Source organism: Streptomyces sp. NBC_01276 (assembly GCF_041435355.1).
Lineage (GTDB): Bacteria > Actinomycetota > Actinomycetes > Streptomycetales > Streptomycetaceae > Streptomyces.
Genome location: NZ_CP108442.1, coordinates 5,761,394 through 5,782,335, shown reverse-complemented (window position 1 = coordinate 5,782,335; position 20,942 = coordinate 5,761,394). Strand labels below are relative to the sequence as shown.

18 protein-coding genes are annotated in these 20,942 nt (G+C 74.9%); 9 read left to right on the top strand and 9 right to left on the bottom strand.

Annotated features, from left to right (window positions below; all coding sequences use genetic code 11):
* Nucleotides 1–17 precede the first annotated feature (17 nt).
* From OG295_RS25990 to uvrB, 3 genes are all read right to left on the bottom strand, one after another.
* Nucleotides 18–2,069 (bottom strand): TerD family protein, encoded by a 2,052-nt coding sequence (locus tag OG295_RS25990; RefSeq protein ID WP_371679068.1) that lies wholly within the window; start codon nucleotides 2,067–2,069, stop codon nucleotides 18–20.
* Between the two features lie 58 nt (nucleotides 2,070–2,127).
* Nucleotides 2,128–2,706 carry a TerD family protein gene (locus tag OG295_RS25985; RefSeq protein ID WP_356221145.1) on the bottom strand — a complete coding sequence of 193 codons (579 nt, stop codon included), beginning with the start codon at nucleotides 2,704–2,706 and terminating at the stop codon, nucleotides 2,128–2,130.
* Between the two features lie 88 nt (nucleotides 2,707–2,794).
* A complete protein-coding gene (uvrB, locus tag OG295_RS25980; RefSeq protein ID WP_371679067.1) occupies nucleotides 2,795–4,960 on the bottom strand; it encodes an excinuclease ABC subunit UvrB in 2,166 nt (721 codons plus the stop codon).
* Nucleotides 4,961–5,160: 200 nt separating this feature from the next.
* Between uvrB and OG295_RS25975 the strand changes: the two genes are divergently transcribed.
* The 3 genes from OG295_RS25975 to OG295_RS25965 all read left to right on the top strand — a co-directional run bounded on the left by OG295_RS25975 (nucleotide 5,161) and on the right by OG295_RS25965 (nucleotide 8,333).
* Nucleotides 5,161–6,081 carry a glycerophosphodiester phosphodiesterase gene (locus tag OG295_RS25975; protein WP_371679066.1) on the top strand — a complete coding sequence of 307 codons (921 nt, stop codon included), beginning with the start codon at nucleotides 5,161–5,163 and terminating at the stop codon, nucleotides 6,079–6,081.
* Between the two features lie 44 nt (nucleotides 6,082–6,125).
* Nucleotides 6,126–6,689: a methylated-DNA--[protein]-cysteine S-methyltransferase gene (locus OG295_RS25970; protein WP_371679065.1), complete on the top strand. Its 564-nt coding sequence runs from the start codon at nucleotides 6,126–6,128 to the stop codon at nucleotides 6,687–6,689.
* A gap of 267 nt (nucleotides 6,690–6,956) precedes the next feature.
* The gene (locus tag OG295_RS25965; protein ID WP_371679064.1) at nucleotides 6,957–8,333 is read left to right on the top strand and encodes an MFS transporter; all 1,377 of its coding nucleotides are present in this window, start codon (nucleotides 6,957–6,959) and stop codon (nucleotides 8,331–8,333) included.
* On the opposite strand, the gene OG295_RS25960 is transcribed toward OG295_RS25965, so the two are convergent.
* A complete protein-coding gene (locus OG295_RS25960) occupies nucleotides 8,323–8,703 on the bottom strand; it encodes a cupin domain-containing protein (protein WP_371679063.1) in 381 nt (126 codons plus the stop codon). The genes OG295_RS25965 and OG295_RS25960 overlap by 11 nt on opposite strands.
* A 270-nt stretch (nucleotides 8,704–8,973) precedes the next feature.
* On the opposite strand from OG295_RS25960, the gene OG295_RS25955 reads away from it, so the two are divergent.
* Together OG295_RS25955 and OG295_RS25950 are read left to right on the top strand one after the other, a co-directional pair.
* Nucleotides 8,974–9,906, top strand: a complete 933-nt coding sequence (locus OG295_RS25955; RefSeq protein WP_371679062.1) for a pseudouridine-5'-phosphate glycosidase — start codon at nucleotides 8,974–8,976, stop codon at nucleotides 9,904–9,906.
* On the top strand, nucleotides 9,903–10,805 hold the full coding sequence (locus OG295_RS25950) for a carbohydrate kinase family protein (protein WP_371679061.1): 903 nt from the start codon (nucleotides 9,903–9,905) through the stop codon (nucleotides 10,803–10,805). The genes OG295_RS25955 and OG295_RS25950 overlap by 4 nt, the downstream gene beginning before the upstream one ends.
* A 159-nt stretch (nucleotides 10,806–10,964) precedes the next feature.
* Here OG295_RS25950 and OG295_RS25945 read toward each other — a convergent pair whose 3' ends face one another.
* Nucleotides 10,965–11,636 (bottom strand): uridine kinase, encoded by a 672-nt coding sequence (locus tag OG295_RS25945; RefSeq protein WP_371679060.1) that lies wholly within the window; start codon nucleotides 11,634–11,636, stop codon nucleotides 10,965–10,967.
* A gap of 92 nt (nucleotides 11,637–11,728) precedes the next feature.
* Here OG295_RS25945 and OG295_RS25940 point away from each other — a divergent pair, with 92 nt between their 5' ends.
* Entirely contained in the window at nucleotides 11,729–13,174 is a 1,446-nt protein-coding gene (locus OG295_RS25940; protein WP_371679059.1) for a WGR domain-containing protein, read from the top strand.
* Between the two features lie 177 nt (nucleotides 13,175–13,351).
* Nucleotides 13,352–14,005 carry a DUF2293 domain-containing protein gene (locus OG295_RS25935; protein WP_371679058.1) on the top strand — a complete coding sequence of 218 codons (654 nt, stop codon included), beginning with the start codon at nucleotides 13,352–13,354 and terminating at the stop codon, nucleotides 14,003–14,005.
* 7 nt (nucleotides 14,006–14,012) lie between these two features.
* Here the strand turns inward: OG295_RS25935 and OG295_RS25930 are convergent, their stop codons facing one another.
* Nucleotides 14,013–14,441, bottom strand: coding sequence for a MarR family winged helix-turn-helix transcriptional regulator (locus tag OG295_RS25930; RefSeq protein ID WP_371679057.1), 429 nt, complete (start codon nucleotides 14,439–14,441; stop codon nucleotides 14,013–14,015).
* 141 nt (nucleotides 14,442–14,582) lie between these two features.
* On the opposite strand from OG295_RS25930, the gene OG295_RS25925 reads away from it, so the two are divergent.
* Nucleotides 14,583–15,494, top strand: a complete 912-nt coding sequence (locus tag OG295_RS25925; protein ID WP_371681310.1) for an MBL fold metallo-hydrolase — start codon at nucleotides 14,583–14,585, stop codon at nucleotides 15,492–15,494.
* A gap of 35 nt (nucleotides 15,495–15,529) precedes the next feature.
* On the opposite strand, the gene OG295_RS25920 is transcribed toward OG295_RS25925, so the two are convergent.
* On the bottom strand, nucleotides 15,530–16,237 hold the full coding sequence (locus tag OG295_RS25920; protein WP_371679056.1) for a chaplin: 708 nt from the start codon (nucleotides 16,235–16,237) through the stop codon (nucleotides 15,530–15,532).
* Between the two features lie 126 nt (nucleotides 16,238–16,363).
* On the opposite strand from OG295_RS25920, the gene OG295_RS25915 reads away from it, so the two are divergent.
* Nucleotides 16,364–16,912 (top strand): hypothetical protein, encoded by a 549-nt coding sequence (locus OG295_RS25915; protein ID WP_371679055.1) that lies wholly within the window; start codon nucleotides 16,364–16,366, stop codon nucleotides 16,910–16,912.
* Here OG295_RS25915 and OG295_RS25910 read toward each other — a convergent pair.
* Both OG295_RS25910 and OG295_RS25905 read right to left on the bottom strand, forming a co-directional pair.
* On the bottom strand, nucleotides 16,893–18,101 hold the full coding sequence (locus OG295_RS25910; RefSeq protein ID WP_371679054.1) for an SWIM zinc finger family protein: 1,209 nt from the start codon (nucleotides 18,099–18,101) through the stop codon (nucleotides 16,893–16,895). The genes OG295_RS25915 and OG295_RS25910 overlap by 20 nt on opposite strands.
* Complete coding sequence (locus OG295_RS25905; RefSeq protein ID WP_371681309.1) at nucleotides 18,098–20,938, bottom strand: DEAD/DEAH box helicase; 2,841 nt, start codon at nucleotides 20,936–20,938, stop codon at nucleotides 18,098–18,100. Before OG295_RS25905 ends, OG295_RS25910 begins: the two co-directional genes overlap by 4 nt.
* Between the last annotated feature and the right edge of the window lie 4 nt (nucleotides 20,939–20,942).

Genomic DNA, 20,942 nt, shown 5'->3' with positions numbered 1-20,942 from the left:
CCGCCGGTCATGGCCGCTCACCGCCGGGCGGACCTCCGGTCCTGCGCGATCCGCTCCAGCGTCTGCTCCAGGACCCGGCTGCCCCGCGGCGGCAGGTCCGGCTCGAAGGTCCAGGCGTGCTGCACCCAGGGGTCGGCGAGGTGGTGGTCCGGCACCGGCGAGAGCCGCATCAGCGAGCGCCACAGCGGATCCAGCAGCGGCCCGTAGGCGGAGGCCTCGTCACGGTCCGCGACCATCAGCAGGTGCACGCCGACCGCCGGGCCCTCGTCGGCCAGGTAGCGCAGCCGGGTGACGGCGCGGTCGTCGAAGCCGTGCGGGAAGTCGTGCACGATCAGCAGCTGCTCGGCCCGGTCCACGTCCGGCGGCAGGTCCTCCGGAGCCCCCGCGCGCAGCGCCATCTGTACGAGGTCCACCCGCCGGGTCAGCCGCTCCAGGGTCCGGGTGACCCCCTCGGCCCCCGCCGCCGGCGGCGCGGCCAGCACCCCGGCGCGCACCAGCGGCGCCAGAGAGGCGGCGCCCGCCCCGGCCGCGTCGACGACATGGACGGAGAGGGCGTCGGCGGGGTGGACCGCGAGCAGCCGCACGGCGTGCGCGACGGCCATGTCCATGGCGGCGCGGCGCAGCCGGTCGGTGTCCATGGTCATGGCCGCCTCGGAGCCGGTGCGGCCGTTGTCGATCCACAGGCCGCGTTCCAGCGGGACCCGCATCAGCATGGGGATCCGCAGCTCCGGCCGCTCGGGCAGGCTCAGATCGCCCAGGCGCAGCGCCAGCGGGGCCTCGGCGGGTGTGCTCCGGCCGTGCCAGACGGGAGCGGCCCAGCGGGCGTAGGCGGGCGGCAGCGCGGGCTCCACCACCTCGGCCTCGGCGGTGAGCTGGGCCAGGTCGCGGTCGAGGACGGCGCGGGCCTGGGCCACGAGGTCGTCGCGGCGGGCCCGGGCGGTGTCGCGGGCGGCGTTCGCGGAGCCGTCGATCCGGCCCCGGGGGTCGGACAGTGCCTCGTCGAGCTCCCGGTCGAGGCGGGAGTCGGCGAAGTCGACGGCGCCGCGGTAGGCGGCCACGGTGCGGGCCAGGTCCTCGAACATGCCCCAGACCTGGTTGTAGAGGCGCTCGTCCATGGACCAGCCACTGGCGTCCCCGGCGACGGGACGCGGCGGCTGCCCCGGGTCGGCGGGTTCGGGGCGGGGGGCCGGCTCGGGGGCTTCGGCGCTGGTGCGGCGACGGCGCGGGTGGGCGTAGTCGATGGTCGGCGGGCCCCCGGCGGCGGCCGCCGCCCCGGCGCTCGCCCCGGTGGGGCCGCCGACGGTGTCCGCGCCGGACGGCCCGGAGGACGGGACGGGGCCGGGCGGGACCGGACCGGGCGTGCCCGCGTAGGGGGTGCCGGAGACCGGGAGCGGGTCCGGCGGCTCCGGGGCCGGCGCGGCGGGCCCCCCGGGGGCGCCCGGCGCCGCGTCCTGCGGGGTCCGCAGCCCGTGCGGGACGGTCGGCGCGGCCCCGGTCGGCAGGGTGGCCAGGGTGATGTCCCCGGAGGCCGTCAGGCCCAGGGCGGCGGCCGTCAGCTCGTCGGCGGCCGGGCCGGTCAGGCCGGAGTCGGCCAGGAGCGCGCCGAGGCCGCCGGCGTAGCCCTGGCCCACGGCCCGGACCTTCCAGGCGCCCTGGCGCCGGTACAGCTCCAGGGCCACGACGGCGCTCTCGGAGCCGAGGCCGGTGATGGTGTACGCCGCGAGCTCGGCGCCCTCCGGCTCGGCCACGGCCGCGTGCGGGGCGGCGACCGCGCCGAAGCGCGCGGGCCCGCCGGGCGGCAGCACCAGCAGCACCCGGACCCGGTGGACGGCCGCCCCGACCGCGTCGAGGTCGACGGTGAACCGGTGGCGGTCGCCGACCCGGTCCGGGACCTCCAGGCCCGGCAGGGCCCGGGCCCCGGGATGCGCCAGGGCCCCGGGACCGGCCGGCCGGCCCGCCTCGTCGCCGGTGACGGCCAGGGCCAGCACGGCCGTGCCGGCCGAGACCCGGATCTCCACCCGATTGCGGGACAGGGGGTGGTTCTGCCCCCGGACCAGTTCGGCCGTCATCGTGCAGCCCTCCCCCGTGCCTTCTTCTCTTGTTCCGTGGCGCTCTTGCCCGGTACCGCTACAGGTGCGGCAGGATCGCCGGCATCAGGTCCTGGAAGGTCCGGCCGTTGGCCGGGTTGCCGAGGGCCGTCATCTTCCAGCCGGAGCCCTCGCGGGACACCTTCGCCATGATCTGCGCCGTGTACTGGCCGCCGCCGTCGAGGGTGTAGCGGGCCAGCTCCTGGCCGTTGGTCTCGTCGACGATGCGGCAGAAGGCGTTCTGCACTTCCTGGAAGGTCTGGCCGGTGAAGGAGTTCACCGTGAAGACGATCTGGTCGATGTGCACGGGCACGCGCTGGAGGTCGACGAGGATGGCCTCGTCGTCCCCGCCCTGGCCCGCGCCGCCGACGAGGTTGTCTCCGGTGTGGCGCACCGAGCCGTCGTCGCTCTGCAGGTGCCGGAAGAACACCACGTCCACGGGCTGCTTGTCGGCGAAGAGCACCGCCGAGGCGTCGAGGTCGATCTCCCGGGTCCGCGAGCCGAACAGGCCCCGACGCTTGGCCGCCTGCCAGCCGAGGCCCATCCGGACCGCGGTCAGCGTGCCGCCGTCCGACTTCTGCAGACTGATGGCCTGACCCTTGGTCATGTTGACCGTCACGCGCTGTCCCCTCTCCGTAGCCCGCCCGACCGACGGGCGCGCAGCGTGTAACTGCGGCTGTGTCCCAACCCTACTGACCGCCCCGGGGTCAGGCGAGACCCGCTTCCTTCATCTGCCGGAGCTCCTTCTTGAGCTCGCCCACCTCGTCCCGGATCCGGGCCGCGACCTCGAACTGGAGCTCGGCCGCGGCGCCGCGCATCCGCTCGGTCATCTGCTCGATCAGCGCGGCCAGTTCGGCGGCGGGCCGGTCCGTGAGCACCTCGGCCGCCTGCGCGCCCTTCGCCCCCTTGGCGCCCTTGCCCGCCCTGCCCCCGGCGACGGCCGCGGCCGCCCTGCCGCCGAGCGCCGGCACCGGCGCCTTGGCGCCCTTGCCGTCCTTGGCCTGCCGGTAGCCGGTGCCGAGCAGTTCCTCGGTGTCCAGTTCCTCGCGGGCGATGGTGGCGACGATGTCGTTGATCTTCTTGCGCAGCGGCTGCGGGTCGATGCCGTTCGCCGTGTTGTAGGCGATCTGCTTCTCGCGGCGCCGGTTCGTCTCGTCGATGGCCTTCTCCATCGCCGGGGTCATCTTGTCCGCGTACATGTGGACCTGGCCCGAGACGTTGCGCGCGGCGCGGCCGATGGTCTGGATGAGGGAGGTCCCCGAGCGCAGGAACCCCTCCTTGTCGGCGTCGAGGATCGCCACCAGCGACACCTCGGGCAGGTCGAGGCCCTCGCGCAGCAGGTTGATGCCGACCAGGACGTCGTACTCGCCGGCCCGCAGCTCGCGCAGCAGCTCGATGCGGCGCAGGGTGTCGACGTCGCTGTGCAGGTAGCGGACCTGGATGCCGAGCTCCAGGAAGTAGTCGGTGAGGTCCTCGGCCATCTTCTTGGTGAGGGTGGTGACCAGGACGCGTTCGTCCTTCTCGACCCGCTGCCGGATCTCGTGGACCAGGTCGTCGATCTGCCCGTCGGTGGGCTTGACCACGACCTCGGGGTCGACCAGACCGGTGGGGCGGATGATCTGCTCGACGAACCCGTCGCCGCGGGAGAGCTCGTACTTGCCCGGGGTGGCGGACAGGTAGACCGTCTGGCCGATCCGCTCCTGGAACTCCTCCCACTTCAGCGGCCGGTTGTCGAGCGCGGACGGCAGCCGGAAGCCGTGGTCGACCAGGGTCCGCTTGCGCGAGGCGTCGCCCTCGTACATGGCGCCGATCTGGGGCACGGTGACGTGCGACTCGTCGATGACGAGGAGGAAGTCCTCGGGGAAGTAGTCGATGAGGGTGTTCGGCGCGGAGCCGCGCTCGCGGTCGTCCATGTGCAGCGAGTAGTTCTCGATGCCGGAGCAGGACCCGATCTGGCGCATCATCTCCAGGTCGTAGGTGGTGCGCATGCGAAGCCGCTGGGCCTCCAGCATCTTGCCCTGCTTCTCCAGCTCCGCGAGGCGCTCGGCGAGCTCCGCCTCGATGCCGGTGATCGCCTTCTCCATGCGCTCGGGGCCGGCGACGTAGTGGCTGGCGGGGAAGACGTAGAGCTCGCGGTCCTCGCTGATGACCTCACCGGTCAGCGGGTGCAGGGTGGACAGGGCCTCGATCTCGTCGCCGAACATCTCGATGCGGACGGCGAGTTCCTCGTAGACCGGGAAGATCTCGATGGTGTCGCCGCGCACCCGGAAGGTGCCGCGGGTGAAGGCCACGTCGTTGCGCGTGTACTGGATGTCGACGAAGCGGCGCAGCAGCTGGTCGCGGTCCATCTCCTCGCCGACCTTGAGCGGGACCATCCGGTCGACGTACTCCTGCGGGGTGCCGAGGCCGTAGATGCAGGACACGGAGGCGACGACGATCACGTCGCGCCGGGTCAGCAGCGAGTTGGTCGCGGAGTGGCGCAGCCGCTCCACCTCCTCGTTGATCGAGGAGTCCTTCTCGATGTAGGTGTCCGACTGCGGTACGTACGCCTCGGGCTGGTAGTAGTCGTAGTACGAGACGAAGTACTCGACGGCGTTGTTCGGCAGGAGCTCGCGGAACTCGTTCGCCAGCTGGGCGGCCAGGGTCTTGTTCGGGGCCATCACCAGGGTGGGGCGCTGGAGCTTCTCGATCATCCAGGCCGTGGTGGCCGACTTGCCCGTGCCGGTCGCACCCAGCAGGACGACATCCTTCTCACCTGCACGGATGCGCTTCTCCAGCTCGGCGATGGCCGTCGGCTGGTCGCCGCTGGGCTGGTAGGGGCTGACGACCTCGAAAGGCGCCACCGTGCGTTCGATCTTCGATACGGGCCGCATGGGTCAACCGTACGGCCCCCCACCGACAGTCAGCGCGGTCTGGTCCGTTTGTCGTAGTTCGGTGGCGGGGCCGTGATCGTCAACCCCATGATCGCCGTGGAACCCCTCCGTCAGTGCACGGCGGGCGCCGCCCCCGCAACGTCCGGGGCGCCGCGCCCGTTTGAGGCGAGAGCAGGCCTCACGACCCGAGGAGATCGCACATGCACGTCGTCCGACCCGCCGCCGCCGCGGCCGCCGCCTTCCTGGGCCTCGCCCTCGGCCTGCTGGGCGGGACGGCGTCGTCCGCCGCCTCCGGCGCCCCCGGCACGCCCGTCGCCCCCTCCACCGCGCAGAAGCGGTTCCTGGGCCCCGTCGTGTACGCCCACCGGGGGGCTTCGGCGTACGCCCCGGAGAACACCGTCGCCGCGATCGACCGGGCCATGTGGATGGGCTTCGCCTGGGTCGAGAACGACGTCCAGCGGACCCGGGACGGCGAGCTCGTGGTGATCCACGACGACACGCTGGCCCGTACGACCGATGTCGAGCAGGTGTTCCCGGGCCGCGAGCCGTGGGCGGTCAAGGACTTCACGGCGGCGGAGATCGCCCGGCTGGACGCGGGCAGCTGGTTCGGCCCGCAGTTCGCGGGCGCCCGGGTGCCGACCCTGCGGGAGTACATGGACCGGGTCCAGGACAACCAGCAGCGGCTGCTCCTGGAGATCAAGAAGCCGGAGCTGTACCCGGGGATCGAGGAGCAGACGCTGGAACTGCTCGACGAGCTGGGCTGGCTCGACGAGCGGCACGTGGCCGAGCGCCTGGTGGTGCAGAGCTTCAGCGCCGACTCCGTACGCACCGTGCACCGGCTGCGGCCCGACCTGGTCACGGCCCTCCTGGGCACTCCGAGCGTGGCCGACCTGCCGGAGTACGCCGAGTTCACCGACCGGATCAACCCGTCGTACACCACGATCTCGGCGGACTGGGTGAAGGCCGTGCACGGGCTGCGGGGCGCCCACGGCAAGGCCATGGAGGTGGACACCTGGATCGTCAACGACGCGGCCACGGCCCGCAAGGTGCGGGAGATGGGGGTGGACGGGGTCATCACGAACGCGCCCGACGTCGTACGGGAGGCGGTCGGCGGATTCTGACCGGCAGCGGCGGGACTGTCGGCGGGGCGCCGTACCGTGGGGGCGTGGACACCAGCGAGCGGCCCCGCGGGCCGCACCTCGAATGGACCGTCGTCCCCAGCGACATCGGCCCCCTCCTCCTGGCCGCGACCCCCGAGGGTCTGGTCCGGGTCGAGTTCCACGCCGCGCCGGAGCGGGTCGACCGGATGATCGGCCCGCTCGTCTCGCGGCTCGGCGCCGACGCCCGGCGGCCGGCTCCGGGCGAGGAGGAGCTGCTGGCCGAGCCGGTGCGCCAGCTCGCCGCGTACTTCGCCGGCACCCTGCGGCGTTTCGAGCTGCCGCTGGACTGGCGGCTCAGCTCCGGCTTCAACCGCCAGGTGCTGCGGGAGCTCGACCGCTCCGTGCCCTACGGATCGGTGGTCGGGTACGGGGAGCTGGCCGCCCGGGTCGGGCAGCCGGGGGCGGCCCAGGCCGTGGGCAACGCCATGGGGTCGAACCCGCTGCCCGTGGTCGTGCCCTGCCACCGGGTCGTGGAGAACGACGGGGGCATCGGGGGCTTCGGCGGCGGCGTGGAGACCAAGCGGATCCTGCTCGCCCTGGAGGGGTTCCTCCCCCAGCCCCTGTTCTGACCCGCCTCCCGGGGGCCCGACCGGCCGCTGTGCAGCCCCTTCCCGGCCCCCCTCCCGGCCCCCTCTTCCGCCCCCTCCCGACCTCCCCTTCCGCCAACGTCCTGACCTGCGCGTTCCGCCGGTCCCCGCGCCCGCATACCCGGTTCCCCCGGGCGGTGGCGGGTGGGACACTGCGGCGGTGACCCCTCCTGCCGCCGCAACCGGCCCCTCCGCGTACGTGCCCGCCCCGGTGCCGCCCACCGCGTACCCGCGACGGGGGTGTCGGGCGTGACCTCCTCCCCCGGGACGCCCCCCGGGCGCGGAGCGCCGGACACCTCTCCCGCGACCCCCGGCGCCTCCCCCGCGTCCCGTGCCGCCGGGGCCGGGCACGGCGGGCCGGTCGACGCCGCCGACCTGCCCCGGCTGCAGCGCCGGATCTCCGGGGTGCTGATCGCCGCCCAGATGCTGGGTGGCCTGGGCGTGCCCATCAGCATCGCCCTGGCCCCCGTGCTGGCCACCGAGATCAGCGGCACCGAGGCCATGTCCGGCTTCGCCTCCACGGCCGCGGTGATCGGCACCGCCCTGGTCTCGCTCCCGCTCGCCGCCCTGATGACCGCGCGCGGACGCCGCCCCGGGCTGGTGGTCGCCTACGCGATCGGCACCCTCGGGGCGGCCCTCGTCGTCCTGGCCGCCTCCGTCAAGAGCTTCCCGCTGCTCATGCTCGGCATGGCCGCCTTCGGCGCCGCGTCCTCCGCCAACCTCCAGGCGCGCTTCGCCGCCGCCGACCTCGCACCGCCCGACCGGCGGGCCCGCGCCATCTCCGTGGTCGTCTGGGCCTCCACCGTCGGCGCGGTGCTCGGCCCCAACCTCTCCGCCCCCGCCAGCGACAGCTTCGCCGGGACCTCCATACCCCAGACGGCGGGCCCCTTCGTCTGGGCCGGCGCCGTCTTCGTCCTCACCGGCACGCTGATCGCCGTGTTCCTGCGGCCGGACCCGCTGCTGACGGCACGGGCACTGGCCGGCCCCGATGAGCAGTCCCGTCAGAGCCGCTCGCTGCGCGCCGGGTTCAGCGCCGTCCGCGCCTCCCCACGCGCCCGCCTCGCGCTGCTCACCGTCGCCGTGTCCCACACCACGATGGTCTCGATCATGGTGATGACCCCCGTCGACCTCGGTCACCACGGCGCCGGCCTCAAGCTGGTCGGCCTGGTCATCAGCGGGCACATCGCCGGCATGTTCGCCTTCTCGCCCGTCATGGGGTGGCTCGCCGACCGGCTCGGCCGGCTCTCCGTGATCGGACTGGCCGCCGGACTGCTCTCGCTCGCCGCGCTGCTCGCCGGCACCGCCGGGGGCAACCACGCCCAGAGCGCGGCCGGCCTCTTCCTGCTCGGCCTCGGGTGGTCCGCCGGGATGGTCTCCGGATCGGCGCTGCTGACCGACTCCGTGCCGCAGCCCGCGCGGGCCGCCGTACAGGGACTGAGCGACCTGACCATGAACGCCTCCGCCGGGATCGGCGGAGCGGCGGCCGGGCTGGTCATGTCCCAGGCGGGCTACGGCTGGCTCAACGCGATCGGCGCCGCGCTGCTGCTGCCGATGGCGGCGCTCGCCCTGTTCACCGCCCGGCGCCACCCCGTGCGTCCGGCGCCCGCGAAGGGCGTCAGTAGCTGATGTGGTAGGCCTTGCGGAGCGTCTCGTGCACGGTCCAGGTGGTCCTGTCGCCCTCCCGGAGCACGCACGCGGAGCCCGGTCCGACCTCCAGGGTCGCTCCGCCCTCCACCTCGATCGTGGCCCGTCCGCCGACCACGACGAACAGTTCGTTGGCCTCCGTGTCGGTGACCACGCCCGGGGTGATCTGCCAGATCCCCCGGATCTGCGAGCCGTCCTCGGCCTCCCACAGGACCTTGCCCGTCACCACGGGGGTGCCGGAGACGACCTGTGCCGGGTCGAGGTCCTCGACCTCCAGTTCGGAGTCGGGGACGTCCGCGACGGACACGGCGAAGGAGGCGGGGGCGGGGGCGGTGTGATCACTGGTGCTCATGGCGCGCCAGCCTAATCCGGCTCTCCCGGGCCGGGGGGTGGCCAGAGCGTCCAGCGTGCACGCGGCGGACGCGTCACTCCGTCGAGCGCAAGCGGCACCCGCCCCTTTTCGGCCAGAGCGGTACGGGCGCTCCCGCGGCCGGGCGGATCCGCGGGGACACTGCGGGGCGGCGACCGCGCCGCCGCCCGCGGGGCCGCTCCGCGGGACGGGTTCGCGCCGGAGCTCGGACGGCGCGTTTGGGGGCGCGAATCCCGTGCCATGGATGGGGACATGCCACTGCACAGAGCATCCGAGGTCCCGGTCCTGTCGGAAGAGGTGCGCGAGGCGCTCGCCGCGCGCCGGCCCGTCGTCGCCCTGGAATCGACGATCATCGCGCACGGGCTGCCGCGCCCGCGCAATCTGGAGGTGGGCCTGGAACTGGAGGCCCTGGTCCGGGCGGAGGGCGCGGTTCCGGCGACGGTCGCGGTCCTGGACGGGGTGGCCCACGCGGGCCTGGACAAGGCCCGTCTGGAGCGGATCGCCGCGGGTGAGGGCGTACGCAAGCTCGGCCACCGGGATCTGGCCCCGGCCCTCGCGACGGGGGCGACCGGTGCGACGACCGTGTCCGCGACGGCCCTGCTGGCCGCGCGGGCGGGGCTGCGGGTGTTCGCCACCGGCGGGCTGGGCGGCGTACACCGCGAGTGGACGCGCTCCCAGGACGAGTCGGCCGATCTCGCGCTCCTCGCGCGGACCCGGATCACGGTGGTGTGCGCGGGGGTGAAGTCGATCCTGGACGTGCCGGCCACCCTCCAGCGGCTGGAGACCCTGGGCGTGGGGATCCTCGGCTACCGGACGCGCCGCTTCCCCGGGTTCTACCTGGCCGACTCCGGCGAGCCGGTCGACTGGACGGTGGAGCGGCCCGAGGAGGTGGCGGCGGTGATGGCCGCCCAGGACGCCCTCGGCGGAACGGAGTCGGCGCTGCTGGTGGCCAATCCGGTGGCGGAGGCCGAGCAGTTGGATCCGCGGCTGCACGACCGGGTCCTGGCGGAGGCGCTCGCCGAGTGCCGCGAGCGCGGCATCGCGGGGCAGGCGGTGACCCCGTTCCTGCTGGACTTCCTGGTACGGGCGACCGGCGGGGCCTCGCTGGAGGCCAACCTGGCCGCGGTACGGGGCAACGTGCGGCTAGGGGCGAGGATCGCCGGGGCCTGGGCGGCCCGCGCATGACGGCGGCACCGGGGGCGCTGGTGGTCGTCGGCGACGTGGTCACGGACGTGGTGGCGATACATCCGGAGCCTCTGGCTCCGGCCACTGACACCGCCGCCAGGATCCGCACCCTGCCGGGCGGCGCGGGCGCCAACGCGGCCTGCTGGGCGGCCCGCACGGGGACGGCCGAGGTACGCCTCCTCGCGCGGGTGGGCGCCGAATCGGCGCGCTGGCACGAGCGGGCCCTGGTCGACGCGGGGGTGCGGCCGCGGCTGGTGGTGGACCCGGCGGAACCGACCGGCACGGTGGTGGCCCTGGTCGGCAAGGACGCGGAGCGGACCTTCCTGACCGACAGCGGGGCCTCGCTGCGGCTGTGCCCCGCCGACTGGGCGCCCGCGCTGCTGGACGGCGCCGCGCACCTGCACCTGTCGGGCTACCTCTTCTTCGCGGACAGCAGCCGGGAACTGGCCCTGGTCGCGCTGCGGGCGGCCCGTACGCGGGGGGTGCCGGTCAGCGTGGACCCCGCTTCGGCGGGGTTCCTGGCCGCGCTCGGTCCCGAGCGGTTCATGGCCGCCGTGGCGGGGGTCGGCGCTCTCCTGCCGAACGAGGACGAGGCCCGGCTGCTGGCGGGGCTGCCGGAGCCGGCCGGGGTGGCTCGGGCGGCGGAGGAGCTGAGCCGGCGGGTGCCGCTCGTGGTGGTGACCCGGGGCACGGGCGGGGCGCTCGTCGCCGAGGCGGGCCGGATCACCGCGGAGGTCGCGGCGGAGCCCGCCGAGGCGGTGGACACCACCGGTGCCGGCGACGCCTTCACCGGCGGCTTCCTCGCGGCCCGGCTCGCGGGCTCCGACCCGGCGGAAGCGGCGCGGGCGGGCTGCCGCGCGGCGGCCGAGGCGGTCACCCGCATCGGCGGCCGCCCCTGACCCCGGCCGGCACCGGGACCGGACAGGACGGCAGCTGCGGTCACGGACGGACGGCACCCCGCCCCGGCACCGACCCCGCCCGCCCGCCCCGCAAGGCCCCGCAAGGCCCCGCAAGGCCCGCAAGGCCCGCAAGGCCCGCAAGGCCCGCCGGAGCACCGGTCACCCGGTGTCCGCCCGGCCGGGGCACCCGGTCCACGCCGGGTGCCGTGCGTCGTCCGCCCGTACCAGCACGTCGGCGGCCGAGGCCGGCTCCGTCTCGCGGGCGTAGCGGGCGAAGGCGGGCAGGGTCCAGCGCGCGCCCTCCTCCGTACGGCGGGCCAGCGCCCCCGGCGAGAGGCTGATGTGCACGCTGAGGTCGAAGGGGAACCAGTGGCCCAGCAGGAGGGGCCCGTGCACGATCAGGACGCCGCCGGCGGGCAGTTCGACGTAGGGGCTGCGGGTGGCACGGTCGGTCACCGGGTCCCAGAGGTCCGGCAGCACCCGCCCGCTGCCGCCGGGGTCGGTCGGGCCGAAGACCTCGCGCCACAGCGCGCCGGTGTCGTACCAGCCGCCGAGGTACGCGTCCACGTCCTCCCGCCCGAACTCGAAGCGGAGCGAGGCCGGCCGCAGGAACCCCCCGGCCGCGACCACGAGCACCGAACGGCCGCGCAGCCGCAGCGCGTCGGCGAGCCGGCCCGCGAGCAGCCCGGTGTCGGCGGCGGGCGCGCCGTCGACGCCGACGCGCTGCCACACCCCCGTCCCGGCGCCGTCGGGGGAGGCCGCGCGGACGTCGTCGAGGTGGCCGGCGAGCCGCTCCGCCATCCGCTGCCAGGTGATCGCTTCGAGCTTCACGGACCCATTGTCAGTGGTGGGCCTTAGCTTTTTTCACGAGGGATCACCGGTGAGAAGGAGCCGTTGGCCCGGCTCGTGGGGAGGGGTCTGTCATGGCTCGGGAGACGACGTACCTGGAGCTGTCCCAGGAGGACGGCGCGGCGCACAAGTTCTACGAGGTGACCGTCGACGGCACCGAGGTCTCGGTGCGTTACGGGCGCATCGGCGCGACCGGCCAGTTGCAGGGCTCCTCGTTCCCGACGCCGGACAAGGCCCGCGCCGCGGCCGCCAAGAAGATCGGCGAGAAGGTCCGCAAGGGGTACGCGCCGGCGGTGCGGGGGGCCCGGGCGGCGCGGGCGGTGACGCGCCGGCAGGTGACCTCGGCGCCGTCGACGGCGCGCGCCGTGGCGCCGGTGCTGTGGCGCTTCCGCACCGGTTCCGCGGCCTTCGGCATCCACGTGGACGAGGACCGCTGCTGGGTCGGCAACCAGGCGGGCGACGTCTACACGGTGAGCCACGGCGGTGAGGTGCTGGCCCGCTACTCGCTGCCGGACGGGGTGAAGTGCCTGGTCGCGGACGAGTTCTGGATATACGCGGGCTGCGACGACGGCACGGTGTACGACCTGTCCTCCAAGGTGCCGTTCGGGGCGTACGACATCGCGGCGGACGTGGACATCTTCTGGCTCGACATCCGTGAGGGCGTGCTGAACGTCGCGGACCGCAACGGCGGTCTGACGGTCATCGACCACGAGGACGAGTTCCAGTGGTCGCGCAGGTCCTCGGGGTCCAACGCCTGGATGGTCCGGGCCGACGACCGGGCCGTCTACCACGGGCACAGCCTGGGGGTGACGGCCTACGCCCCGGACGGCGGCGGGCAGCTGTGGCACACGAACACCAGCGGCTCGGTGCTGTTCGGCTGGCAGGAGCGGGACGCGGTGTACGCGGGGACGGGCCGCAACAGCGTGCAGCGGCTGTCGAAGGCGACGGGCGCGGTCGAGGCCTCGTACCGGTGCGACGCGGCCGTGTACTCCTGCGCGACCTCCCCGGACGGGCGGCACGTGTTCGCCGGTGACCTCGCCTCGTCGGTGTACTGCTTCGACGCCGAGGGGAACAGGCTCTGGAAGCTGGGCACGGGCAGCGGTTCGGCCCTGTCCATGCAGTACCTGGACGGGCGGCTCTACCTGGTCACCACGGACGGGTCCCTGGTGTGCGTGGACGCGAGCGAGGCGGCGATCGCGGCGGCCCAGCAGGGTTCCGTCCCGGCGCCGGTGGACGTCAAGTCGGCCGCGGCCCTGCCGGTGTTCACCCCGGCGGTTTCGGCCGCGGCGGTGGCCACGGTCTCGGTGGCCGCGGTCCCGACGGGCACGGTGGTCGTCGAGTGCGTGCAGCAGGGCGGCCGGATGCGCGTGCAGGTGGTGTCCGAGGGCTTCGAGCCCTCCTGGAACGTCCAGTTCCCGCGCGGGATCCGGGAGGCCGGAGCCCGGTACGTGGTGGACGGACTGCACCCGGCGTCCGGGGGCTTCTACCGGGTGCGCGGCGAGATACGCCGCCTGGTCTGAGGACCACGGCGGGGGCGCGCCCGCGGGGCCGTGCCGTGGCGGACGGGGGTCACCACGGCACGGCCCCGCGGGCGTGCGCGCCGGGGGCACCTCACGAGGTCCGGGCCGATGTCACGGAGGGCCGATTGCCTTTCCGGACAAGGTGATATGCGCACCGCACGGCGGTATCACAACGGCATGAGTCTCGTCGTTTTCGAGTCGCTGAAGCAGATCCACTGTGCCGAGTGCCGACGGGGCCCGCTGCGCCGTCTGGTGCGCGAGGCCGGTGTGCCCCGTTGCCTGGACTGTGCAGATCTGGGGCACCTGGTGTACCTGCCGCGGGGCGACGCCGCGCTCACCCGCCGCGCCCGGGAGGCCAGTTCGCTCTCCGCCGTCGTCGTGCGCCGGCACCGGCGGCGGCGCCGTTACGAACGCCAGGGCCTGCTGGTCGAGGACGCGGCCCTGGCCCGCGCCGAACGCGCCTGCCTCGCGGACGCCGAGGCCCGGGCTCGCCGCCGGGAGCGCGACCGGGCGCGCCGCGCGGCCGAGGACGTCCGGTTCACGGCGGCGTTCGCCGCCGAGATCACGCGGCTGTTCCCCGGATGCCCTCCCGAGCGCGCGGAGGCGATCGCCGCCCACGCCTCGGTGCGCGGCAGCGGCCGGGTCGGCCGCACCGCCGCGGGCCGGGCCCTGGACGAGCAGGCGGTGTCGGTGGCGGTACGGGCCGCCGTGCGGCACGCCGACACCGAGTACGACGCGTTGCTGATGTCGGGTGTCCCCCGGTTCGCCGCCCGCGCCCGTCTGGCGCCCCTGATCGACGCGGTGCTGGACGGCTGGCGCACGGCCGCCTGACGCCGGTTCACGGCGAGGTGACGGCCTGCTCCAGCAGTTGGTGCAGGACCCGCTTCTCCTGCTCGGTGAGCCCGGACAGCGGGGAGTCCACGACGAGGAGTTCGAGCAGGCGCGTCCGCAGCGCGGCGCCCTCGGCCGTGAGGACGAGGTGCTTGGCGCGCCGGTCGGTGGGGTGCGGATGGCGCTCGACCAGGCCCTGCTTCTCCAGCTTGTCGACGACGAAGGTGGTGTTGGAGGGCTCGCAGGTCATGCGTTCGGCGAGCTCCCGCATGGTCATCGGCCCGGTCATCTCGCGCAGCGCGGTCGCCTGGGCCGCGGTGAGGCCCAGGGTGGCGGCGCGCACCCGTACGTGTTCGGTGATCCGCTGGGCCAGTCCGTTCACCAGACCGCACAGCTGTCGCTCGGCGATGGGCTGTGGATCGGGTGACGTCGTCATGCCGCCACCCTATCAAACCCATCAAGCCTGAATATTTACAGCTTGAATCATTCGAGCTTGATGCTTATGGTGGGCGCCGTCGCCGCGGGACGGACCTGCGGCGGGCTGACGCGAGATCAAAGGAGATGGCCCGTGGCCGATGTGACGGTGGCTCAAGTGACCCAGGCGGCTCAGGTGACTCGGGACGCCCGGGACGGACGACGGAGCCGGCCTGCGGGAATCCGCTCGATCCAGCTCGGCGACACGAAGGTGACGTACGTTCCGGACGGCGATGTACGGCTCCGGCCGCTGCCGCTGCTCCAGGACACCACCGACGAGGTGTGGGCCGCGCACCCGGAGTACCTGGACGCCGACGGCCACCTCGTGGGGAGCATCGGCAGCCTGCTCGTGGAGCACGGCGACCGCGCGCTCCTGATCGACGCGGGCTTCGGCCCGCGGAGGTACGAGGCCCCGGACGGCCCCCTCGCCACGGTCCACGGGGGCGCCCTCCCGCAGCACCTGGCCGAACTCGGCCGCCGCCCGCAGGACGTCGAAGCGGTCGCCTTCACCCACCTGCACGTCGACCACCTCGGCTGGGCGTCCCTTCCCGCCCCCGGCGACGACGGGCTCCTGTTCGCCCACGCCGACCTCCTGGTCTCCGGGCCGGAGTGGGAGAGGCGCGACCTGCTGGAGGCCCAGGGCACGGGCGAGCAGGTCGCGGCCATGGCGCCGCAGGTCCGTACGATCACGGACGGGCAGGAGATCTTCCCCGGCGTCCACGTCCGGATCACCCCCGGCCACACCGTCGGGCACGCCGAGTACGTCATCACCGGGGGCGGGCGTCGCCTGATCGCCTTCGGCGACGCGGTGCACTCCCCGATCCAGATCGACCACCCGGAGTGGTCCTCGGCCTTCGACCACGACCCCGCCCTGACCGCCGGTCACCGCCGGCGTCTCGTCGCCGAGCTGGCGCGGCCCGACACGATCGGCTTCGGCGTCCACTTCGCCGACGTGGTGTTCGGACGTGTCCGCCAGGACGGGGACGGCCCGGCCTGGCAGCCCGTGGACGCCTGACCCCCGTCGGGGTCGACGGGACCGGCCGGCAGGGCCTAGTTCATGCGGAACCGGCGGTAGAGCACGACCCCGCCGAGCAGCAGCACGCCACTGCCGGGCAGCAGGTAGCCGAGGCCCTCGGAGCCCGTGTGGGCCAGGGCCGAGGTGTGGAGCGGGGGTACGGCCGGGGCGGGCGCGGACGGCGGCGCCGACGGGGTGACGGGGCGCACGGCGACGGGCGGCTGGGCCGGCTTGCCGACGGTCGGGGGCTGCTGCCCGTTGACGGAGGTGTTCCCCTGGGAGGCGTTGCCGACCCCGACCACGCTCACCGAGTTGCCGCTGATGTTGAGCGGCAGGTCGACGGGGAGCTGGAGGCCGTTGCCGGAGAGCAGCCCCGGGGAATCCTTTCCGCGTCCGTCGGCGACCGCTCCTCCCGCGTTGCCGGACGCGGATGCCGCCCCCTGCGCGGACGAGGCCGGACCGGCGGGCCGCGGCCGCGGATTCGCCTCGCCCGCGGACCCGTTGGCACAGCGGTTGCCGCTCGCGGAATTGAGCACCCCGACGACGCTCACCGTGTTCCCGCACACGTTCACGGGGACGTGCACGGGCAACTGCACCAGGTTCCCCGAGAGGAGGCCCGGCGAGCGTTCGGCGCGCCCGCCCGCGTCCGCGTCGGCGTGGGCGAGGGCGCCCACCCCCGCGACCGCCAGTCCACCGCCCGCGACCATCGCCGCGATCAAGCCATTCCGACGACTGTGACGCATCAGATTTCCTGCTTTCCGAAGGGGTTCGGGGCATCTCGCCCACACCGGAAACAACGCCGTGAACCCATTCGGGTTATAGAGCCGGTAGGCATTTCACTCCATCGTGTACTGGGTAGTGCCTATTTCATGACGGAACGACCGCTGCTGCTCCTGGACGTGGACGGCCCCCTCAACCCCTTCCGCGACCCCTTCGCCGCCCTGCGCGGGTACGCGAGCCACCGCATGCGCCCCGACGTCTGGCTCTCCTACCGCGACCCGGAGTCCCGCCGCGCCCGGCGCGGCCTGCGGGTCCGGCTGCACCCCACCCACGGGGCCCGGCTGCTGGCCCTGCCCTTCGACCTCGCCTGGGCCACGGCCTGGACGCACCAGGCCAACACCCTGATCGCCCCCCGCATAGGCCTTCCCGACGATCTTCCGGTCATCGAGTGGCCGGAACTCTTCGCCCGCGACCCCGACGGGCTCTTCTGGAAGACCCGGCCCCTCCTGGACTGGGCGGCCGGCCGCCCCTTCGCCTGGGTCGACGACATGATCACCGCGGAGGACCGGGCCTGGGTGGCCGCCCACCATCCGTCCCCGGCCCTGCTGCTGCGCGTCCACCCCCGCCACGGCCTCCGCGACCGCGACTTCACGGCCCTGTCGACGTGGGCCGCCGCCGTCACCGGGGCAGGGCCGTGAGGGGGTCCGTGGAGGCGGGGGCGGGGGTGGGCCACCAGTCGTCGCTGCCGGGACGGGATTCGTAGCCGTACCAGAGGCCCTCGCGGCTCAGGCGGAGCTGGCGGGTGCCCGAGGTGAGCCGGTTGCGGTCGGGGCGGAAGGAGCCCTGCCCGGCGGCGAGGAGGGCGGGCCGGGCCCGGTCGAAGGGGCCGGCCGGAGGATCCCAGGGCTCGTCGAGGACGGTCAGCGCGGACAGGCCGCCCTGGCGCCAGGCCGCGGCGGCGCGGGCCAGGTCGGTGCTGGTGCGGCCGGTGGCCCGGGCCAGGTCCCGGTACAGGGTGCGGGCGGCGCCGGTGAGGCCGGCCGTGGGATGCGCGGAGGCCAGCCGGACGGCGTCCTGCCACGGCGTGAGCCCGCCGGTCGGGTCGGCTCCGGTGCCGAGCAGGACGAGGGCGCGGGCGGCGGCGTCGGTGGCGAGCTGGTCCAGGGCCAGCGGGTCCGGGGCGGCCGGATCCGCCGGGTAGGCGGGCGGCAGGCCGACGGCGGCGGGCGCGGCGAGCGGGGCGGGCAGCGGGGGCAGGACCGTACGGACCACCGCCGCGCGGGCGGGGACGCCGGGGAAGTCCGGTGCGGCGTCGGGCTGTTCGCGGGCGGCGTGGGCCGCGTTGCGCCGGGCCAGCTCCTCCAGGAGCTCGCGCTCCCCGCGGCCGCGCAGGAGCAGCAGGACGAAGGGGTCCGCGTCCAGCAGCCGGGCCGCCCGGTAGCAGAGGGCCGCGGCGTGCTTGCAGGGCGGCCGCCCCACGTCCGGGCAGGAGCAGCGCACGACGAGCTCGCCCGCGCCGGGCAGGACCGTCCCCGCGAGGGACTGCGGGACCTCGCGCTCCAGCAGGGCTCCCAGGGCTGTCGGGTCCGCCGCCACCGCCTCCAGGACCTCGGCCCACTCGGTGTCGGTGAAGGCGCCCATCGACAGCTCGGTCCGGTACGGGCGGGCCCGGCTGCCCCGCACGTACGCCACGATCCGGCCCGGGGTGACCGTGACGGCGTCGACATGACCCTCGGCGGCGTACGCACGGCCCCGCGCGAGCCGGGCGGCGTCATGCGCGCGCTCCTCCAGGGCGGCCACCCAGGCACGGCCCCACCAGGTGAGCGCCTCCACGCCCGCGGGCACCGTCTCGAAGGTGCGGCGGCGGTCGTCGCGCGCGGTGATCACGCCGGCCTCCGCAGGGAGACGAGATCGGCCAGCTCCCGGTCGGTCAGCTCGGTCAGCGCCGACTCGCCGGAGCCCAGCACGGCGTCGGCCAGGGCGCGCTTGGCCTCCAGCATCTCGGCGATGCGGTCCTCGACGGTGCCCTCGGCGATGATCCGGTGGACCTGGACGGGCTGGGTCTGGCCGATGCGGTAGGCGCGGTCGGTGGCCTGTTCCTCCACGGCGGGGTTCCACCAGCGGTCGTAGTGGACGACGTGTCCGGCGCGGGTGAGGTTCAGGCCGGTGCCCGCGGCCTTCAGGGAGAGCAGGAAGACGGGGACCTCGCCGGACTGGAAGAGGTCGACCAGTTCCTCGCGGCGGGCGACGGGGGTGCCGCCGTGCAGGAGCCGGCAGGGGATGCCGCGGTCGGTGAGGTGCTTCTCCAGGATCCGGGCCATCGTCACGTACTGGGTGAAGACCAGGACCGAGCCGTCCTCGGCCAGGATCGTGTCGAGGAGCTCGTCGAGCAGGGCGAGCTTCCCCGAGCGGTGCGGGATCCGGGCCGGATCCTCCTTCAGGTACTGGGCGGGGTGGTTGCAGATCTGCTTGAGCGAGGCCAGCAGCTTCATGATCATGCCGCGGCGTTCCATGCCCTCGCTCGACTCGATCACCGCCATCGCCTCCTCCACCGCCGCCTGGTAGAGCGAGGCCTGCTCCCGGGTCAGGGACACCGGGTGGTCCGTCTCGGTCTTGGGCGGCAGTTCGGGGGCGATCCCCGGATCGGACTTCTTGCGGCGCAGCAGGAACGGCCGCACCAGCGCCGCCAGCCGGGCGACCGCCGCCTCGTTGCCCCCGTCCTCCTCTTGCTGGTGCTCCACCGGGCGGGCGTGGCGGGCCCGGAAGGCGGTCAGCGGGCCCAGCAGGCCCGGGGTGGTCCAGTCGAGCAGGGCCCACAGCTCCGAGAGGTTGTTCTCGACGGGGGTGCCCGTCAGGGCCACGCGGGCCGGGGCGGGGATGGTCCGCAGCGCCTTCGCGGTCGCCGAGTGCGGGTTCTTGACGTGCTGGGCCTCGTCGGCGACGACCATGCCCCAGCTCTGCCGGGCCAGCTGGGCGGCCGCGGCGCGCATGGTGCCGTAGGTGGTGAGCACGAAGCCGCCGCCCGGCCCGTCCAGGCTGCGGCCCGTGCCGTGGAAGCGGCGCACCGGCGTCCCCGGCGCGAACTTCTCGATCTCCCTCTGCCAGTTGCCCAGCAGGGACGCCGGGCAGACCACCAGGGTCGGCTCGGGCCGGGCGCGGTGCAGGTGCAGGGCGATCAGCGTGACCGTCTTGCCCAGACCCATGTCATCGGCGAGGCAGCCGCCCAGCCCGAGCGAGGTCATCAGGTCCAGCCAGGCCAGACCCCGCAGCTGGTAGTCCCGCAACGTCGCCCTCAGCCCCGCGGGCGCCGCGACCGGCGCCAACTCCCCCGTCAGCCGCTCGCGCAGCGCGGCGAGCGCCCCGACCGGGACGGCCGGCACGCTCTCCCCGTCGACCTCGGCGGACCCGCTCAGCACGACGGCCAGCGCGTCCACCGGGTCCAGCAGCCCCAGCTCCCGCTTGCGCGCCTTGCGCACCAGCTCCGGATCGACGCGCACCCACCGGTCGCGCAGCCGGATCACGGGCCGGTGCGCCTGCGCGAGGGCGTCCATCTCACCCGGGGTGAGCCGGTCCCCGCCCAGGGCCAGCTCCCAGGAGAAGGCGAACAGCCCCGCCGCGTCGAAGAACGCGGTGCCGTCGGTGGCGGAACCGGGCGCGGTGGACCGTACGACGGCGGTCGCCGAGAGCGTACGGGCCAGCTCGCGCGGCCAGTGGACCGTGACTCCGGCCGCCGCGAGGCGGGGCGCGGCGGCGCCCAGCAGGTCTTCGAGCTCCGGGTCGGACAGGGCCAGGGCGTCGGGCACGGGCTGGTCGAGCAGGCGCAGCAGCGGCGGCCAGACCCGGGCGGCCCGGCGCAGCGCCAGCACGGCGTCGATCCGGGCGCGGGGGCCGAATCCGGCGGCGGCCGCCCCGGCCCACAGCAGCCCGGCATCGGTCACCAGGGTCGGGTCGGCGAGGCTGTGGACCTGGACGACGGCGGCTCCGGCACGGCGCACCTCCTCCGGCTCGGCCTCGTCGAACAGGCGGAAGGAGGACAGGTCGAGCCGCAGCGAGATGCCCACCCCCGCATCGGCGCCGGCCGCGACCTGCGTGGCCCACTCCCGTATCCCCGGCACCCGCTGCGGCTCCCGCGCGGCGAACGGCCGCCCGGCGGCGAACGGCGCGGCCGGGGTACGGGGCAGGGTGTCGGCCACGGCGTCGAGGAACGCCCGGACCAGGGCCTGCGGTTCGGGCAGCGTCAGCGGGCGGCGGCCGGCGAGCGGGGTGGCGTACGCCTCGTGGGGGAGGGCGGCCGCGAGGGCGCGCAGGTACGCGACGTCCTCGGCGTCGAGGGGCCCGGCCCGCCAGGCGTCGATCCCGTCGGGGGTGAGCCCCGGCAGCAGGCGGCCTCGCGCGGTGAGGGACAGCGCGAGCCGGGCGGCGGTGCCCCAGGCACGGGTGGCGGGATGCGCGGTGGGGCTGTGGGGCGCCCCGACGAGCACGGGCAGGGCCTCGGCCACGGACAGGGTCACGGCGGGCACGGTACGGGTACGCACCCCAGCGCCGTGCGGCCGGACCACCTGGAGCGGGCCGGGGGTACCGGTCTCGGGCAGCGGATCCCCTTCGGGGCACCAGAAGGCCATCCGGCCCTCACGGGGGACGGCGGCGGGAAGGAACACGGCGGCGCGGCGGAGCAGGGGCGACGGGGGCACGGGCGGCGGCCCCTGCCGGTACTGCTGCGGCATGGTC

Coding starts and splice junctions, on each gene's coding strand:
- OG295_RS25990 (WP_371679068.1), bottom strand. CDS start 2,069: ATGACGGCCGAACTGGTCCGGGGGCAGAACCACCCCCTGTCCCGCAAT.
- uvrB (WP_371679067.1), bottom strand. CDS start 4,960: ATGCGGCCCGTATCGAAGATCGAACGCACGGTGGCGCCTTTCGAGGTC.
- OG295_RS25975 (WP_371679066.1), top strand. CDS start 5,161: ATGCACGTCGTCCGACCCGCCGCCGCCGCGGCCGCCGCCTTCCTGGGC.
- OG295_RS25960 (WP_371679063.1), bottom strand. CDS start 8,703: ATGAGCACCAGTGATCACACCGCCCCCGCCCCCGCCTCCTTCGCCGTG.
- OG295_RS25955 (WP_371679062.1), top strand. CDS start 8,974: ATGCCACTGCACAGAGCATCCGAGGTCCCGGTCCTGTCGGAAGAGGTG.
- OG295_RS25950 (WP_371679061.1), top strand. CDS start 9,903: ATGACGGCGGCACCGGGGGCGCTGGTGGTCGTCGGCGACGTGGTCACG.
- OG295_RS25940 (WP_371679059.1), top strand. CDS start 11,729: ATGGCTCGGGAGACGACGTACCTGGAGCTGTCCCAGGAGGACGGCGCG.
- OG295_RS25935 (WP_371679058.1), top strand. CDS start 13,352: ATGAGTCTCGTCGTTTTCGAGTCGCTGAAGCAGATCCACTGTGCCGAG.
- OG295_RS25930 (WP_371679057.1), bottom strand. CDS start 14,441: ATGACGACGTCACCCGATCCACAGCCCATCGCCGAGCGACAGCTGTGC.
- OG295_RS25920 (WP_371679056.1), bottom strand. CDS start 16,237: ATGCGTCACAGTCGTCGGAATGGCTTGATCGCGGCGATGGTCGCGGGC.
- OG295_RS25915 (WP_371679055.1), top strand. CDS start 16,364: ATGACGGAACGACCGCTGCTGCTCCTGGACGTGGACGGCCCCCTCAAC.
- OG295_RS25905 (WP_371681309.1), bottom strand. CDS start 20,938: ATGCCGCAGCAGTACCGGCAGGGGCCGCCGCCCGTGCCCCCGTCGCCC.